This window comes from Colwellia psychrerythraea 34H (genome assembly GCF_000012325.1).
In the GTDB taxonomy this organism is placed as follows: Bacteria; Pseudomonadota; Gammaproteobacteria; order Enterobacterales; family Alteromonadaceae; genus Colwellia; species Colwellia psychrerythraea_A.
Genome location: NC_003910.7, coordinates 472,624 through 489,051 on the forward strand (window position 1 = coordinate 472,624; position 16,428 = coordinate 489,051).

The following is a 16,428-nucleotide window of genomic DNA, read 5'->3' on the forward strand; positions in this document are numbered from 1 at the left end:
TAATGCTATTTAATAAAATGAAAAATTATAAAGGCTTTACTGCTGTAAAAGAACTCTGGCTTTTGAACCTATTTATATTGTCTGTATTCACGCTATCGTTTTCAGTAAGTGCTGCGAGCAATGATGTTTCTATAAATAATAATGAATTGATTGGTATCTCATATAACACCATTCAAAGTGATCAAATTGTAGTTGTTTTTAGTTTTACAAAAAACATAACTTCCTTACCTATAGTTAAAACATCAATGACTCCTGCGTTTGTAGAAGTGACGTTTGACGCCAATACTTATGGTAAAGATCTAACTGAGACTTTAATTAACCATGCAGGCATAAAAGGAATCAATTTAGATGCTAAAACTGGCAAAGTTGTAGCATTAATTAGTCTAGAGAAACTGGCTGTTTTTGATGTTTCATTGAATAATGAAAAAGAATTTTCTATTACTTTTAACTATGGAGAATCAGCTGAAATTGTTGAAACATTAAGCCCTGCAGGTGATGATTTTATTAATTCTATAGAGTCAATCGACTTTAGACTAAATGGTGATAATGAAGGGCAAATATTAGTTTACCTAAAAGACAGTATGTTAGCTGCTGACGTAAATGATAAATTAGGCAAATTAAATGTCGAATTTCATAATACTGAAATTATTGACGACTTACTTTATAAGTTAGATGTTACTGACTTTGGTACACTCGTTACCAGTATTGAAACGTTTAAAGAAGGACGGAATGCACGCTTAGTCATTGACGTTGAGAGTGGTTTTATTTTCACTCAAAAACAAGAAGAAAACTTATTCATATTAACGGTAAAGAAAAAACCTGAAAAAGCCCCTACCTACCTAGGAGACACTGATGACTTTACTGGTCGTAGTATTTCATTAAGCTTTCAAGATATTCCTGTTCGAACTGTTTTACAGATAATTGCGGATTATAATGAATTTAATTTAATTATCAGCGACACCGTTACAGGTAATATAACGCTTCGTTTAGATGGCGTACCTTGGGACCAGGCATTAAGTATTATCTTAAAAGTGAAGGGCCTAGATAAGCGCATGCAAGGTAATATCTTAATGGTCGCACCGAGTGATGAACTGGCTGCCCGAGAAGCTCAAAGCCTGCAAGCAAAGCAACAAGTTGAAGAGTTGGCCACTTTATATTCTGAATATCTGCAAATTAATTATGCAAAAGCTGCTGAATTTTCAGAACTGATTAAAAATGAAGATACCAGTATCTTATCTGATCGCGGCAGTGTTTCAGTAGATGAACGTACTAATACACTATTAATACGCGATACAGCTAAGAGTATTGAAGATATCAAACGGATGATCACTATTCTTGATGTACCTGTTCGACAAGTGGTGATTGAAGCTCGTATGGTAACTGTCAAAGATAATATGAATGAAGAGTTAGGTATTCGTTGGGGAGTGACTAATACGGATGGTGAATTTGCTACTTCAGGTTCTATTGAAGGAGCTAGTAGCGCCAACGGTACAAGAGGAGTAACCACCCCAGGAGTGGGTCAAGTCCCTACTATAGGTGATGGCCTAAATGTGAATCTTCCGGTGGCTAATGCTGCAGGCACAATTGCTTTTCAGGTCGCCCGTTTGGCCAATGGTACTATTCTTGATTTAGAGCTTTCTGCACTTGAGAAAGAAAATAAAGGTGAAGTTATTGCTAGTCCACGCATAACTACAGCTAACCAAAAGGAAGCTTACATAGAACAAGGTGTAGAGATTCCATATCAAGAAGCGGCTTCAAGCGGTGCAACAGCAACACAATTCAAAAAAGCAGTGTTGAGTTTAACAGTAACGCCACACATTACCCCTGATGATAAAATCATTTTAGATTTAGTAGTGACACAAGATACTATATCGGATATTACAAGTGGTTTTGCACCGGCGATTGATACTCAGCGTATTGGCACTCAGGTGTTAGTTAATAACGGTGAAACAATTGTACTGGGTGGTATTTACCAGCAAGCCATTATCAGCACAGTGTCTAAAATTCCAATCTTAGGTGATATTCCTTACCTTGGTTGGTTGTTTAGAAATTCAAGTCAGCTAAACGAGAAAAAAGAATTATTAATTTTCGTTACACCTCGAATTGTAACTGAACACTTTTAGTCTATATTTATAGGAAATCCATTAAATGCCGTGATTTTTCGTCATTTAATGGATTTTTTGTTTTAATAAGAGAGTTTTTAACTAAGATAGTACTATTGTTGCTTGCAATTCATGCTTAACACTTGCGATAATTACGCCCTTGAAATTTCCGAGGGAGACCTCTTTTGCGTCAAAAGTTCAAATTCACAGTATTTAGACTTTTGACTGTTCTGTTAACCCAACGAGTATTAAGTAAATCTAATGGCAGAAAAACGTAACATATTCCTTATAGGCCCTATGGGTGCTGGTAAAAGCACTATCGGTAGAGAAATAGCAGACCGATTACATCTTGAGTTTTTTGACTCTGACCAAGAAATAGAGCGCCGCACAGGAGCAGATATTGCTTGGGTTTTTGATCTTGAAGGTGAAGAAGGTTTCCGCAAAAGAGAAGAAACGGTCATTGAGGACCTAAGTGAAAAGCACGGTATTGTGTTAGCTACCGGCGGTGGTTCAGTTATTAGCACTAATGTTCGTAATCACTTATCTGCTCGCGGTATTGTTGTATATCTTGAAACAACAATCGATAAACAAGTCGCTCGTACCCAAAGAGACCGTCGTCGACCACTTCTACAAACATCAGAAGAGCCGCGTACAGTTTTAGAAAATTTAGCTGTTGAACGTAATCCGCTTTATGAAGATATCGCTGATATTATAGTGCAAACCGATGATCAAAGCGCCAAAGTTGTCGCTCATAAGATTATCGAGCGTCTCGACTTTTAAATTTAATCAGCGTTGGAGTCTAGTAGTACCCTTTTATGGCAATTCTTAATCTTGATCTAGGCGAACGTAGTTATCCTATCTATATTGATTCAGGTCTGATAAATAAAACAGACCTGCTCTCTTCTCATATTCGTGCGAAACGAGTGTGTATTGTAACAAACGATATTGTTGCACCTTTATATCTAGACTCATTAAAAGCGAAGTTAACCGACTTTGAAGTCGATGAAGTCATACTCCCTGATGGTGAAGCTGAGAAAAATTTAGCTAATTTTGAGGTTATTATTTCCCACCTGCTTACTCTTGAGCACGGCAGAGATACAACTTTGATTGCATTAGGTGGTGGAGTTATTGGTGATATAACTGGTTTTGCTGCTGCATGTTATCAGCGTGGAATTGATTTTATACAAATTCCGACAAGCCTGCTTTCACAAGTTGATTCATCAGTAGGTGGCAAAACAGCAGTAAATCATCCACTAGGTAAAAATATGGTGGGCGCATTTTACCAGCCTAAAGCTGTATTTATTGATATTGATAGCCTTACTACTTTACCAATTCGCGAGTTTAATGCGGGAATGGCTGAAGTTATTAAGTATGGTATTTTAGGTGATAAAGAGTTTTTCTTATGGCTTGAAGATAATATTTCAGCCATTAAAGCGGGTGAAAAACAAGTTTTAGCACAAATGATAGAAAAGTGCTGTCAATGTAAAGCTGATATAGTCGCTAGTGATGAGAAAGAATCAGGAGTTAGAGCACTGCTGAATCTAGGTCATACTTTTGGTCATGCTATTGAAGCCGAGCAAGGTTATGGAAAATGGTTGCATGGTGAAGCTGTAGCTACTGGCATGGTACTTGCTGCTAAATTAGCATTAGCAATGAATTTGCTTGAAGTGTCAGAATTTCGACGTATAGAAAAATTAATTTCAGCGTTTGATTTACCCATAACGGCTCCTAAAAACATGGGCTTCGCTGAGTTTATTCGTCATATGCGTAGAGATAAAAAAAATATCGCCGGTAAGCTGAGATTTATAATACCAACAGCTATTGGTCAATCTGAAATTCGTGACGATGTCACTCAAGATACGCTTCAAGAAATTCTATAATTATCTTTTCTCGTAGGCGTGCTGTCTACGAGAAGAATTTAAAGCATAGAAAGGAATAAGCATGTCAGCATCCGCAAACTCCCATTCGACATATCAAACAACACATAGGCTAACTGAGAGCGAATCTACATTAGCGGATGGTAGTGTGGCTATTAGTGTTACGGCACGTATTGACTACAACTTACGGTTTGCTAAACAAGCTGTGCTAGTCGTTGGTGATAATACCGAACAATACTCACAGCTGGCTAGCCAATTTCTAGTCAGTCTATCAAATGTGAACCATTCTGATACTCAAGATAAGCACATCAATGTGGCGTTTGTTGCCGCGTCTTCAAAATTAAATGATATTCAAATACGTTGTCGTTTAATTGAGCAGCTATTTGTAAATACTTTGTTTGATCCTGAGAAATCTTTAGCAGTAAGTGTTTTGGGCTTCGCCAAGCAACATGGTGAATCTATTTCTATCGTAATAGATCATGCCCATGCGCTTTCATTACAAGTTAAATATGAATTGTGTCAATTGGTGACTTTAGCCAAAAAAAGCAAACTAACGATTAACGTTGTACTTTTTGGTTTAACCGAAGCTGCACAGCAGTTAGCGATTAATAAAAGCTTGTTCAAGAACAAAATGGCTATCATTGATGCTGAATCCGGCCAAGTGATTGGCTTAGATGATAAAAAAATGATGATTACAAAGAGTGCTAGTCCGATACTTTTATGGCAAAAAATAAGTTTGGTTAGTGCTATTTTGCTTATTGGTGCGGCACTTACCTGGATTTATTTATTAATAGCTGAAGATGCAAATAATCAAGCGTTCAACATAAAAGAGCAAACTGTTCTGGAAAGTGGCACTTTGCAGAGTTTATCATCGCCTAATGTAAACGATATTTCTGATAACGAAAATACCAGACAAATGCAAAAGAAACAAAAGACCGCTCTATTAGAACCATCGGTCCATGCCAGTGAATCCTCAGATATAGTACAAGCGACAAGTGAAGAAATTAATCAGGCGTTAATGACTATCCAGTCAGTTACTCCTATCAAAAAAATACCCGCTAAAGCTGGTGATGTTCTTCAAGCATTAGCTATTGCTGATAATAAAATTGATGCCGAGGTTATCAACATTCAGAGTAAAGAAACGGTTAACCAAAACCCTGCCGCTGAAATCACTAATAACTATTATCAAAGCAAAGCAAAAGAATATGAAAATGGATATGTCATCCAAATTGCCGGTTTTTCTGATGAAAGATTATCGGATCGATTTTTGTCACTTTACCCTGAAGAAAACCTGCATAGCTACCAAAAGCAACTGAACGGGAAAGAATTTACTGTTATCACAACGAAAGCCTTTCCAAATAAAACGGAAGCTAAGTCAATAATTCAGTCATTACCAATACAACTGATTGAACGTAAACCTTGGGTCAAGCCTATTTCGTCAGTTATCAACGAAATTAATACCTTTAAGCGATAATTCAAGCTACAATCCGCCATTAAATTATTAAGTAGACCCCAGCTTAGCTCTGTAGCAATAAGAGTAAAGAACAAGCTTGAACAAGGTAAACTTCTAATATTCAATAACATTGTTATTAGACTTGTATACTTTGTTCCTGCTAAGATCTAGGCTAAAGATTACAACTGCTATATTCTTCAGAAAATTACGCCAGCATAAATTACAGTATTGGCAATAAGGTCTAGAGTGAGTAAAGATACATTGCAAATTAATATGCGATCACCTTTAAAGTGGGCGGGCGGCAAAAAAAGAGTTGTAGGTGAAATCCTAAAGGTCTTACCTGTAAAGGGTAAAAAAAGGCTCGTTGAACCTTTTGTTGGTGGTGGCTCTGTTTTTCTGAATATAGACTTTGATGAATATCTGTTAATTGATATGAACAAAGATCTAATCTCGCTATTTAACATCATAAAAAACCAATCTACACAATTTATTGCTGATGCTCAAATGTACTTTGCTGGTGATTACAATCACCCTGAGAAGTATTATGAGTTACGTAAGCAGTTCAATGAATCCAATGATTCATACCAACGCTCAGTACTCTTCTTGTATCTAAATAGACATGGTTACAATGGACTATGCCGCTATAATAAAAGTGGTGGCTACAATGTGCCATTTGGAAGATATAAGCACCCATACTTCCCTAAAGCTGAGTTAGATTTTTTCTCAAAGAAAGCTCAAAAAGCAACGTTTGTACAAGGTGATTTTGAAAAAGCATTTTCTCAACTTAAAAGTGATGATGTTATTTATTGTGATCCTCCTTACTCTCCAATTAATAGAACGTCAAATTTCACAGCTTACGCTGGTAATTCATTTACTGATGAAGATCAGATAAGATTGGTGGCTTGTGCTGAAAAAGCAAAGCAGAAAGGTGTAGCAACTATTATTTCTAATCATCATGTCGATTTTACTCGTGAACTTTATAAAAATGCGGATAAAAGAGAATTTTTTCAAGTACAGCGTTCAATTAGTCCAAAGGGACAAGGACGAGTTAAAGTTAAAGAAGTATTAGCACTGTATAAATAAGCGTTATACTCCGTATCAGAGACGATAGCACTGGATTCAGTTAAGTCAGACAACCCAAGGTTGTCTGTTAGCCGGCTTAGTTACTCAGCCTTTAAGTAATGAACAACACCTACCTTTCGCCCTTACAGCAATCCATAATCGATAAACCTCTGAGTCAAGGTAATAGATCTTTTGTCGTGATTAGTCGTTCCAGAAGAATATAGATAGCTCAGCTGTATCAGCTTGGCATTACTAAGCTAACAACCGCTATTAAACACCCTATAAAAATCAGTACAGCGATGATGCCTGCAATAATAAAGTGAGATAGTTTTCCTTCAGAGAAATCTCGCTTTCGGTTACTTTCATTTTGCACACCAAAAAAAGCAGCAGCAACACTTTTGAAAGTGTTTTTCATGCTGCTTTGAATGATAAAAGCTAAAGTTGTTTTAATGGAAGCTATAATGAATAAGCTCTACTAAATCTAAAAAGTGTAAATGCGTAGATTTACTTTCCCCTGATAACCATGATATCCAGCTTTTGTTCGACATATTAGTGATATGGCATGGATGATTTATATGATTCATAGGCAATTTTGACTCTACAAGCATACATGAACTTAGTAATTTTGCTTGTATGCTTTGACTAGCGGTATGCTTGTTTAGAGTAAATAAAAGAACAATAGTAAGGGTAAAAGCAAAAGATAATTGCTTAAACTTTGTAAAAGAAGCGTTTGTCATAATCCGTTTTGACATGGTTTTTTTCACTGTGTACGAAAAGAGGTGAACAAGTATAGCTCAAGTTCACCTCTATGTCTTTGACTGTTTATTCGTCAATTAATCGAAAAAACAATCAATAAACTATTCTATAAATCGATATCAATAGAATAAGAAACTGTAAATTTCATATCATCGTTATCCATATCAGTATCTGATACCGCGAAGGTGAAGCCACCTTTACTTAAACTTACACCATAATCGCTATAATCATCACTTTTGTAGTCATCATCGAAAGAATAATCACCTATGTGTAGCGCTAAAGTTAAGCCTTCAGCAACTTCAATTTCCGCGTCAGCAGAAATATATAGTGCGCTATCAGCCCATTCAGCACCATCATCATTATTTACACCATAGTTGGCTGAAACTGAAAAGTATGAGTAGCTTAATGAGCCGTAGACTTCACCAAAATCATATTCATTAGTACTGTCAGTTTGAGCTGAATCAGGGTAAGCATAATAAATGTAACCAACATCGTAACCAAAACCTTGACCTAACTCACCACCAAATCCTAAGTAAAAATCTAGTTCAGCACTAGCATCATCACCAAAGTCTACATTAGAAGCCCAAGTACCAGCATAGAATCCTGATTCGTGTGCATAGTCAATACCACCAGAAATAGCGGCAGCGTCATCTGTTTGTGTTACGCCACGCCATAAATAGTTGCTAGTTGCTCCAACGTTTGCTGACAAACCTTCAACAGCAAATGCTGAAGATGCTACAAGTGAACCTGCTATTAAAGCGGAAGTGAGTGCGATATTTACTAGTGTCTTTTTCATATTATTCTCATTGTGTGAAAGTTATTAGATAAATTAAAGATAGTTTTAAGCTAATTTGATAATTGCAAGCTTAATGCCTAAGTTGATCTTTAAGCGTTCATTGAGTTTTTATTTATAAAAAACAGTGGGATAAGTTATTTTTGTTAAGTTGTGCCATATCATTAGGAACGTTGTGTCGCGCTTTTTTGGTGCGTTAATTTACACTATGTTCAAAAGCAGTGCGTTATGACATTCATTTAAGCTATTCTCTGTTAGGCTATTCGCATTTAGATAACGCTTGGGTATAATAGCGGCATATTTTTTTAGGAAACTTTGCTCATGTCACCATTTTTAATTGCCCCTTCTATATTATCAGCCAACTTTGCTCGCTTAGGTGATGATGTTGCTAAAGTCTTAGCTGCAGGCGCTGATGTTGTTCATTTTGATGTGATGGATAACCACTTTGTCCCAAATTTAACGTTTGGTCCTATGATATGTAAATCACTACGTGACTACGGCATAACAGCCCCAATTGATGTCCATTTAATGGTTAAGAATGTTGATACGCTCATTCCCGGTTTTGCTGAAGCGGGAGCTGACATAATCACTTTCCATCCTGAAGCCAGTGACCATATCGACAGAAGCTTACAGCTGATAAAAGACAATGGTTGTAAAGCAGGCTTAGTACTAAACCCAGCGACACCTTTACATTGTTTAGACTTTGTTATGGATAAGCTTGACGTTATTTTATTAATGTCAGTAAACCCAGGTTTTGGTGGCCAATCTTTTATTCCAACAACATTAGATAAATTGCGTTTGGTAAAAGAAAAAATTAAGCAAAGTGGCTATGATATTCGCTTACAAGTTGATGGTGGTGTTAAAGCCAATAATATTGCTGAAATTGCTGATGCAGGCGCTGATATGTTCGTTGCGGGTTCTGCAATATTTTCTCAAGATGATTATAAAGTCGCAATTGATGAAATGCGCGCTGAGTTAGCGAAAGTTTCGCAATAAACAGTAAGTGAACATAAGCAATAAATAAGTAAAGCATTCAGAATTTAAAGGGTAAAAAAATGACAAGTAAACCTATTGTATTAAGTGGCTGTCAGCCGTCAGGCGAGTTAACTATTGGTAATTATTTAGGCGCATTAAAACAATGGGTTAATATGCAGTCAACGCACGAATGTTACTACATGTTGGTAGATCAACATGCTATTACCGTTCGTCCTAAGGCTGCAGATTTACGCAACGCAACCCTAGACGGCTTAGCACTCTATTTAGCTTGTGGAGTTGACCCAGAGCAAAGTACTATTTTTATTCAATCGCATGTGCCAGCACATGCACAATTGAGTTGGGTGCTGAACTGTTATACCCAAATGGGCGAGTTAAATCGCATGACTCAATACAAAGATAAGTCTCAAAAATCTGAAGCCAATATGAATTCAGGTTTATTTACTTACCCAGTATTGATGGCTGCTGATATTCTTCTTTACGGTGCTGACCGTGTTCCTGTAGGTGATGATCAAAAGCAGCATTTAGAATTAGCTAGAGATATTGCTACACGTTTTAACAACCTGTATGGCGATATTTTTACAGTACCAGATCCGTTTATACCTGAGCACGGTGCTCGTGTAATGAGTTTGCTTGAACCCACTAAAAAGATGTCTAAATCTGATACAAACCCAGGTAACTTCATTGGTTTATTAGAAGACCCTAAAAAGGTTGCCAAGAAAATTAAACGTGCAGTTACTGATTCTGATGAACAAGCTCGCATATATTATAATCTTGAAGAAAAACCGGGTGTATCAAATTTATTGTCACTATTGTCTTGTGCCACAGGTAAGAGTGTTGCCGACTTAGTGCCTACCTATGAAGATAAAATGTATGGTCATTTAAAAGGCGACGTTGCTGATGCAGTAGTCGCTTTGTTAGAGCCGATTCAAACTAAGTTCCACCAATACCGTGCTGATACAGCATTCTTAGAGCAAGTTATGCATAGTGGTGCTGAAAAAGCCTCTGCCCGAGCGAATAAAGTACTTGCTTCAGTATATGAAGCGGTAGGCTTTATTCCTCGACCGTAACACCGAGCTATCAGCAATTATTTAGACAAAAAAAGCTTATTTTCATAGAGAAAATAAGCTTTTTTTTTGGCTTTTTATCAGCGCTATATTATTTTATTTGGTATTAGTCTTCTTCTAATGCAGCTTCACTTGCTTGTTCAAATAAAGCATTACTTTGTTTAACAAAATCGTCAACACTGTTGCTAGGTGCTATTAAAAATACAGGTGCCATTATGGTGGCATTATAATTAGGGTGCGGATTGAATTCACGCTTTTTACTGTATTGTAATAAATAAGTGCCGCCAAACAATAACGCAGTAATGCTGATGGCCACGACAATCCTCCGCTTAGCGCTCATATGAAAACCAATATAACTATTTAACCAGAACAAGCTAAAAGCTAGCAAAATAGGCAGTAACGTAATTAATAAGCCTAAGGCGGAGTTACTAGCCGAATTAAAGGCAACAACCTCTTCGAGTAAATCACTGAACCACATCAGTATGAAAAAGACAAAGCTAATGCCAAACTGAGCTAATATCCTCGGTTCATTCTTAGTGAGGTGAGATACTAAGGCAACGCCTGCAGGCCATAGAGAAAATAATAAGCTCATACTAAAAGCGCTAACAAATAACTGACTTATATTAGTTTCTACTTGTTGGTTCAAATAGGAAATATTACCGGCTATTAGCATAAACAAAGCAACACTAATAAAGACCGCAATAGGATGTCGGATTAAATCAATAAGGGACTCAAATGGGCTAAGTGCAATAGTGTTTGATACTTGATGATCACTAAATAGTACTCTTAATTGGCTTTTCCCTAAAATGATAACATCGCCGTCGTTAATCACTTGTTGATGAGCATCTTGCCGCTTATCTAGGTTGTTCTCTAATAACGTCCCATTAACTGAGTTGTTGTCATTAAGGTGCCAGATGCCTTGAGAATATTTTAATGATAGGTGCTGCGGACAAATATGTGGATCTGTTAAAATAATATCATTGTGATAATTTCGGCCAATAGATACTTCATTTCGTTTTAATTTATGGCGATGTAATAGTTTATGATTACGGCTAATTTCTTCAATAATTATCTCACCTTGCTCAAGTGATAAATCATCGTTTTTAATCTGTTTCGTTGGCTCTATCTCTGCAGTGTAATCTTCAGTGCGTTGAGTTACTTCCATACCTACTTCCATGACACGGCCTCCATAAACTTACCGGTAAATGCCATAGCATTTTCTTGGCTAACTCCAGCAATGGTAAAGTGACTCACTAATGCTTGTTGATTCTTATCGACACTAGCGCCTAAATACAAAACATCAAATAATCCAGGGAAGTCTTTGTAAGCACGAGTACAGAAGATACTCTTGTTATTAATAGCCTTATTTGTATTAGCAGTACTTGAAGGCGTAACTAAATCATTATGGCATTGATACTCACTGACATCATTTTTTCCTGCTCTATTACCGGCACCTGCTCGGGCTATTTGTTGCTGGTATAAATGATAAAATTTATTATCACTTAAGTTTTTTGCCTGCATATAGCGAAATTCAATCTCGACACTGCCAGTAAAAAAATGTGATGAAAGATAAGTATTTTCATCGAGCGAGCAATTTGCAATGGCTGCTAAAATAAGCGCATCGGTTTTATCTGCATTAGAATCACCCCAACAGCGAATAAAGGGGACCTCGATAATTGGGATCATTGCTTTGCCTGCCAGCTCTTTGCTTTGCCAAGTATTATTAAGTAACGCCGTCATCAGCTTGTTTTGGTTAGCTAATAACTGTTCGGCCATTTGTTGCTTAATATCGGTAGGGGCTTCTTTGTTATAATCATTAAAAAGTTTTACCAATTTATCATGAGGTACTAAAAAGCCAATTTGGTTGCCTGATGTCGCGACATTAATACCCACTACCTTTTCAGACTTGTTTACTACAGGCCCGCCACTCATGCCGGAGTTTATCGACCCGGTGAAGTGAATACGCTCATTAAATGATTCTTTTTTTAAACCGTTGTAGGTACCCGGTACCACAATCATACCTAAATCATGAGGATTGCCTAAGGCAAACAATTTTTCACCCTTAATAGGTTTTTGATCAGAAAGCAGGAAATAAGGCATTTCACCTTCAACTTGACGTTTTACTAGTGCCAGATCATTAATGACATCAACACTGACCAATTCCACCTCAGCCATTTTTCCTTGGTGATCCAAGTATTCAATACGATATTTTTCGGGATGACGAGCATAGCTAGATATCACATGATAGTTGGTTGCAATAATGCCATCTTCACTGATTTGAAAACCTGAACCAATAGAGGACTTCTCTCCACTGGCTTTATCAATTAATTTAATTTGGTAAAGAGAGGGGGTGAGTTGCGCAAATATTTCTTCAGCTTGCTCAGAGGCAAAAGTAGTAGAACTTAATAGTATAATAACTAAGGTAAAAAAAGCTTTCATTCATTTTCCTGTTGATAACCTATTTAACTATTGTGACACTAAATTTGTATTTGTCACCTTATCAATGACATATACCTAAGTAATTTGAAGATGCTAGTTACTTAGGTATAAACCCCCTTGCTTGATTTATGTCATTGTTCCCCATGTTGAAGCCGCGTATGATTTTTCTTTTATCTATACCCGTTCCACTTGAAGATGCATGATTCAGCTGGAATTAGAAACACTTTTAGGCAAGGCATTGATTGAAGAGAATAGTTATTCTATTATCGAAATCAATAACGTAGCATAAAGCGTTTATAAACCAGCCCTTTGGGTGAGTCTGAGCAAATCATACTCTGCGTTACATTTCTTTTTAAGGGAGTAACCCTTAATAAAAAAATGCGTCTTGATTATGAATCGTTCAGACTTCCTGAAACGAGCATCTCCGAGTGGAGCGGGTATATGCCCGTTATACTGCAATATGCAAGTTCAGTAGATCGGTTATAGTTTCCTATTCAGTTTTCCAATAAAGAGGTTTGTGTGAAAAAAGTTATCAGTATTGTGAGTGTATTAGCACTGAGCAGTTTTACCCACCAAGCAGTTGCCAGTAGTGAACTCTGCCTTGTTAGTAATAATGATTGTACTTTTGTGTTAATTAGCGAGAAGAAAAGTGAGGTGATGACACAAGTAGTCAGTGAGACAACGAGTGAAGATGTAAATACTCACCATAGCGCCAAAGTGACTCAAGGCTCTTCATACACAGAAGAAAATGAGATGCTATCAGTGGTAAATGAAGAGAGATCTAAGCAACGCTTATCACCTTTTTCTACCTTTAAAATCACTAATAGCCTTATTGCATTGGATAGCAAGCAAATAGCCAGCGCACAACAAGTGTTAACGTTTGATAAAGAAAAGTATCCGGTAAAAGTGTGGTGGCCATCGGTTTGGAAACTTCCAGAATACGACCTTACCACTGCATTTAAATTTTCTATGGTGCCCATTTTTAGACAACTAGCGACGGATATTGGTCAAGATAAAATGCAGTCTTACGTCACAAAATTCAATTACGGAAATCATGATATCTCATCGGGACTAGATGATTTTTGGCTAAATGGCAGTATGAAAATTTCGGCATTAGAGCAAGTACGTTTTTTACAAAAAATGCATCGAGGACAATTAGGTGTTAGTCAGCACAGTATTGATACTCTAAAAGAAGTTATGTTAGTTGAAAAAAATGCTAACTACTTACTCTATGCAAAAACAGGAGCAGGCAAAGCAAATAGCAATGATAAAAGCAGTAAGGCCATGTTAGGTTGGTATGTGGGCTTTGTTGAAAATGATAAAGGTGTGCATTATTTTGCTTTCAATTTTACCCGTGGTAGTTATGCAGAAATGAAAGCGGTTCGCGTTAAAATTGCTAGAAATCATTTGAAAAAAGCAGGTGTTATTTAATATTATTTAGCTGTCAATTTCTGCTTTTTTGACCTAGCGCAACTAAGCGAGTTTTAAGGTGCGACACTTTGTCGCACATTGCCTAATTCCATTTGTTTCCAAATGTAATCACTTACAGAATAGCGTTATACCAATTCAATTAATTGAATTTATTTCATATTACTGTAAGTGAAAATCACATGAATTTTACTCTAAAACCTATTGCTCTCGCTGTTAACCTCACCATCTTAGGTAGCAGTGCTATGGCGCTTCCTGCTTTAGCGCTCCCATTTGTAGCAAATACGGCTCAAGGCACGATTAAAGATATTGAAGTCATCACTATCTCAAATCAGCGTCATAATTCTCTCGTAGACAATCAAAGTTACGCGCAAGGTAAAACTACCGAAGCTGATTTAGCCAATTGGCTAGCTTCTGTCCCCGGTGCGAACATTAACAGTAATGGCCCAATTACAGGCATAGCTCAGTACCGTGGTTTATTCGGCGACAGAGTTGCTACTTCACTTGATGGCCATCCTATTATTGGTGCTGGCCCTAATGCAATGGACACACCTTTAAGTTACTCAACGCCACTTATTGTTGATTCAATGACGGTATACCGTGGTATTGCGCCAGTTTCTGCTGGCATGAGTACAATCGGTGGTGCTATCGATATTTCAATGCGTAAAGCAGAAGTAATGAATTCGGAGAATGTGCAAGTATCAGGTGATTTGCAAGCAGGCTACCGAAGTAATAATAGCGCGAGTACACTTTCAGGTGTGACCAATATTGCTACAGGTGATGTTGCGGTATTACTGTATGGCAATACTCAGGCCGGCGATAGTATGGAAAGTGGTGACGGAACGGTTATTGAGCCGACTGATTTTGATAAAACTCAAGCAGGTTTTGATGTAAGACATGCGACTGAAAATAATACTGTGGGTTTGAGTTATCACTATACAAAAACGACTGACTCAGGCACGCCAGCACTGCCAATGGATATAGAATATATAGAAAGTCGCCGATTTAATGTAGATGGTGATTTTCAATTAGGACAATGGCAAGGTGAATGGTCAGTAGGCTATTTAGATGCTGATCATGGTATGACTAACTTTTTAATGCGTGCCCATGATCCAATGAAAAAACGTCGTAACACCGCTCTTGCAGACACGACAGATTTTAAGTTTGTACTAAATCGTGAGTTCAGCTTTGGTGAATTGAGTTTTGGTGTTGATGGCTATCTTGCAACGCATGACTCAGTTATTACCAATCCAACGAATGCTATGTTCGAAGTAGTCAACTTTAATAATGTGCAAGATGACCGTTTTGGCTTTTTTACTGAATGGCAGAATCAATATGGACAAACTACTGTTCAGTTAGGCGTTAGAGTAAAACATGCTATATCAAATGCTGATGAAGTAAGCGGTAATATGGCAATGAATATGGCTGACATGAACATGGACTCAGGAATGGGTGGCATGGATTCAGGTATGGGCGATATGGACTCAGGCATGGGTGATATGAATTCAGGTATGGACGACATGAACTCAGCTATGATGCCAAGCATGGGAAGTTTGTTAAGTGATCTTGAAGGTGACTTTAATAATGCAGACCGCAAAGTTTCAGACACTAATGTAGATGTTGCCTTAAGTACTCAAACACAACTAAGTGAAACTCTATCACTTTATGTTGGTGTGGGTATGAAAAGCCGTGCACCATCATACCAAGAGCGTTACTTATGGACACCAATGGAATCTACCGGTGGTTTAGCAGATGGTCATACTTATATTGGTGATATCGACCTTGAATCAGAAACAGCGTATCAAGCTGACCTTGGTTTAACCTGGCAATCAAGTGACTTCATGATTGCGCCACATGTATTTTATCAAAACATTGATAACTACATTCAAGGCACGCAACTGGATATGGACGATGCATCAGCTAAAATGATGGCGTCGATGATGGCTCAAGATGATAACCCACTTAAATTTAGTAATGTTGATGCTAAATTATATGGCGCGGATGTTAATTGGTATTACAATCTCACAGACAACTTCCAGTTATCGGGAATCGCCAGTTATGTTAGAGGTGAACGTCGTGATATTGATGATAACTTATACCGCATTGCACCACTTAATGGTCAAGTAAGCGTTAGTTACCATAATGAAAATGTCATCACCAACTTAACGTTAGTTGCTGTTTCGGCACAAGATGATGTTTCTGCAACGAATACCGAGCAGGCAACCTCTGGTTATGGTTTAGTTAATATTGATATTGAGTATTTTGTAACAGCTGATTTTACCCTACGTGGGGGGGTTGATAACCTACTTGATAGAGAATATCAAAATCATTTAGGCGGCTATAATCGTGTTAAAGAAGTTGGTACGCCAGTAATGGATAGATTGCCCAGTGAAGGTTTGAGCGCGTGGGTAGAAGCGACATACTCTTTTTAATGACGCTTTATTGAGTAGATGATGTA

13 protein-coding genes are annotated in these 16,428 nt (G+C 37.4%); 9 read left to right on the top strand and 4 right to left on the bottom strand.

The window, feature by feature from the left end:
• Window positions 1–2: 2 nt before the first annotated feature.
• The 5 genes from CPS_RS02110 to CPS_RS02130 all read left to right on the top strand — a co-directional run bounded on the left by CPS_RS02110 (window position 3) and on the right by CPS_RS02130 (window position 6,515).
• A complete protein-coding gene (locus tag CPS_RS02110) occupies window positions 3–2,123 on the top strand; it encodes a type IV pilus secretin PilQ (protein WP_011041332.1) in 2,121 nt (706 codons plus the stop codon).
• 240 nt (window positions 2,124–2,363) lie between these two features.
• Window positions 2,364–2,882, top strand: coding sequence for a shikimate kinase AroK (gene aroK, locus CPS_RS02115; protein WP_011041333.1), 519 nt, complete (start codon window positions 2,364–2,366; stop codon window positions 2,880–2,882).
• Between the two features lie 35 nt (window positions 2,883–2,917).
• Window positions 2,918–3,982, top strand: coding sequence for a 3-dehydroquinate synthase (gene aroB / locus CPS_RS02120; protein ID WP_011041334.1), 1,065 nt, complete (start codon window positions 2,918–2,920; stop codon window positions 3,980–3,982).
• Window positions 3,983–4,043: 61 nt separating this feature from the next.
• Complete coding sequence (locus CPS_RS02125) at window positions 4,044–5,453, top strand: SPOR domain-containing protein (protein WP_011041335.1); 1,410 nt, start codon at window positions 4,044–4,046, stop codon at window positions 5,451–5,453.
• Window positions 5,454–5,705: 252 nt separating this feature from the next.
• Window positions 5,706–6,515 (top strand): Dam family site-specific DNA-(adenine-N6)-methyltransferase, encoded by an 810-nt coding sequence (locus tag CPS_RS02130; RefSeq protein WP_041737245.1) that lies wholly within the window; start codon window positions 5,706–5,708, stop codon window positions 6,513–6,515.
• Window positions 6,516–6,732: 217 nt separating this feature from the next.
• Here the strand turns inward: CPS_RS02130 and CPS_RS23110 are convergent, their stop codons facing one another.
• Together CPS_RS23110 and CPS_RS02140 are read right to left on the bottom strand one after the other, a co-directional pair.
• On the bottom strand, window positions 6,733–6,909 hold the full coding sequence (locus tag CPS_RS23110; protein WP_011041337.1) for a DUF2970 domain-containing protein: 177 nt from the start codon (window positions 6,907–6,909) through the stop codon (window positions 6,733–6,735).
• Window positions 6,910–7,356: 447 nt separating this feature from the next.
• Window positions 7,357–8,046: a TorF family putative porin gene (locus tag CPS_RS02140; protein ID WP_011041339.1), complete on the bottom strand. Its 690-nt coding sequence runs from the start codon at window positions 8,044–8,046 to the stop codon at window positions 7,357–7,359.
• Between the two features lie 318 nt (window positions 8,047–8,364).
• On the opposite strand from CPS_RS02140, the gene rpe reads away from it, so the two are divergent.
• Entirely contained in the window at window positions 8,365–9,039 is a 675-nt protein-coding gene (gene rpe / locus CPS_RS02145; RefSeq protein ID WP_011041340.1) for a ribulose-phosphate 3-epimerase, read from the top strand.
• A gap of 59 nt (window positions 9,040–9,098) precedes the next feature.
• A complete protein-coding gene (trpS, locus tag CPS_RS02150) occupies window positions 9,099–10,106 on the top strand; it encodes a tryptophan--tRNA ligase (RefSeq protein WP_011041341.1) in 1,008 nt (335 codons plus the stop codon).
• A 103-nt stretch (window positions 10,107–10,209) separates the two neighbouring features.
• Here trpS and CPS_RS02155 read toward each other — a convergent pair whose 3' ends face one another.
• Both CPS_RS02155 and CPS_RS02160 read right to left on the bottom strand, forming a co-directional pair.
• On the bottom strand, window positions 10,210–11,280 hold the full coding sequence (locus tag CPS_RS02155) for an FHA domain-containing protein (RefSeq protein ID WP_011041342.1): 1,071 nt from the start codon (window positions 11,278–11,280) through the stop codon (window positions 10,210–10,212).
• A complete protein-coding gene (locus CPS_RS02160) occupies window positions 11,271–12,542 on the bottom strand; it encodes a S1 family peptidase (RefSeq protein ID WP_011041343.1) in 1,272 nt (423 codons plus the stop codon). Before CPS_RS02160 ends, CPS_RS02155 begins: the two co-directional genes overlap by 10 nt.
• Before the next feature lie 519 nt (window positions 12,543–13,061).
• On the opposite strand from CPS_RS02160, the gene CPS_RS02165 reads away from it, so the two are divergent.
• On the top strand, window positions 13,062–13,973 hold the full coding sequence (locus CPS_RS02165) for a penicillin-binding transpeptidase domain-containing protein (RefSeq protein ID WP_011041344.1): 912 nt from the start codon (window positions 13,062–13,064) through the stop codon (window positions 13,971–13,973).
• Window positions 13,974–14,152: 179 nt separating this feature from the next.
• Window positions 14,153–16,402, top strand: coding sequence for a TonB-dependent receptor (locus CPS_RS22770; RefSeq protein ID WP_011041345.1), 2,250 nt, complete (start codon window positions 14,153–14,155; stop codon window positions 16,400–16,402).
• Window positions 16,403–16,428 lie beyond the last annotated feature (26 nt).

Coding starts and splice junctions, on each gene's coding strand:
- rpe (WP_011041340.1), top strand. CDS start 8,365: ATGTCACCATTTTTAATTGCCCCTTCTATATTATCAGCCAACTTTGCT.
- aroB (WP_011041334.1), top strand. CDS start 2,918: ATGGCAATTCTTAATCTTGATCTAGGCGAACGTAGTTATCCTATCTAT.
- CPS_RS02140 (WP_011041339.1), bottom strand. CDS start 8,046: ATGAAAAAGACACTAGTAAATATCGCACTCACTTCCGCTTTAATAGCA.
- CPS_RS02130 (WP_041737245.1), top strand. CDS start 5,706: ATGCGATCACCTTTAAAGTGGGCGGGCGGCAAAAAAAGAGTTGTAGGT.
- CPS_RS02155 (WP_011041342.1), bottom strand. CDS start 11,280: ATGGAAGTAGGTATGGAAGTAACTCAACGCACTGAAGATTACACTGCA.
- aroK (WP_011041333.1), top strand. CDS start 2,364: ATGGCAGAAAAACGTAACATATTCCTTATAGGCCCTATGGGTGCTGGT.
- CPS_RS02160 (WP_011041343.1), bottom strand. CDS start 12,542: ATGAAAGCTTTTTTTACCTTAGTTATTATACTATTAAGTTCTACTACT.
- CPS_RS02110 (WP_011041332.1), top strand. CDS start 3: ATGCTATTTAATAAAATGAAAAATTATAAAGGCTTTACTGCTGTAAAA.
- CPS_RS02125 (WP_011041335.1), top strand. CDS start 4,044: ATGTCAGCATCCGCAAACTCCCATTCGACATATCAAACAACACATAGG.
- CPS_RS22770 (WP_011041345.1), top strand. CDS start 14,153: ATGAATTTTACTCTAAAACCTATTGCTCTCGCTGTTAACCTCACCATC.
- trpS (WP_011041341.1), top strand. CDS start 9,099: ATGACAAGTAAACCTATTGTATTAAGTGGCTGTCAGCCGTCAGGCGAG.
- CPS_RS23110 (WP_011041337.1), bottom strand. CDS start 6,909: ATGAAAAACACTTTCAAAAGTGTTGCTGCTGCTTTTTTTGGTGTGCAA.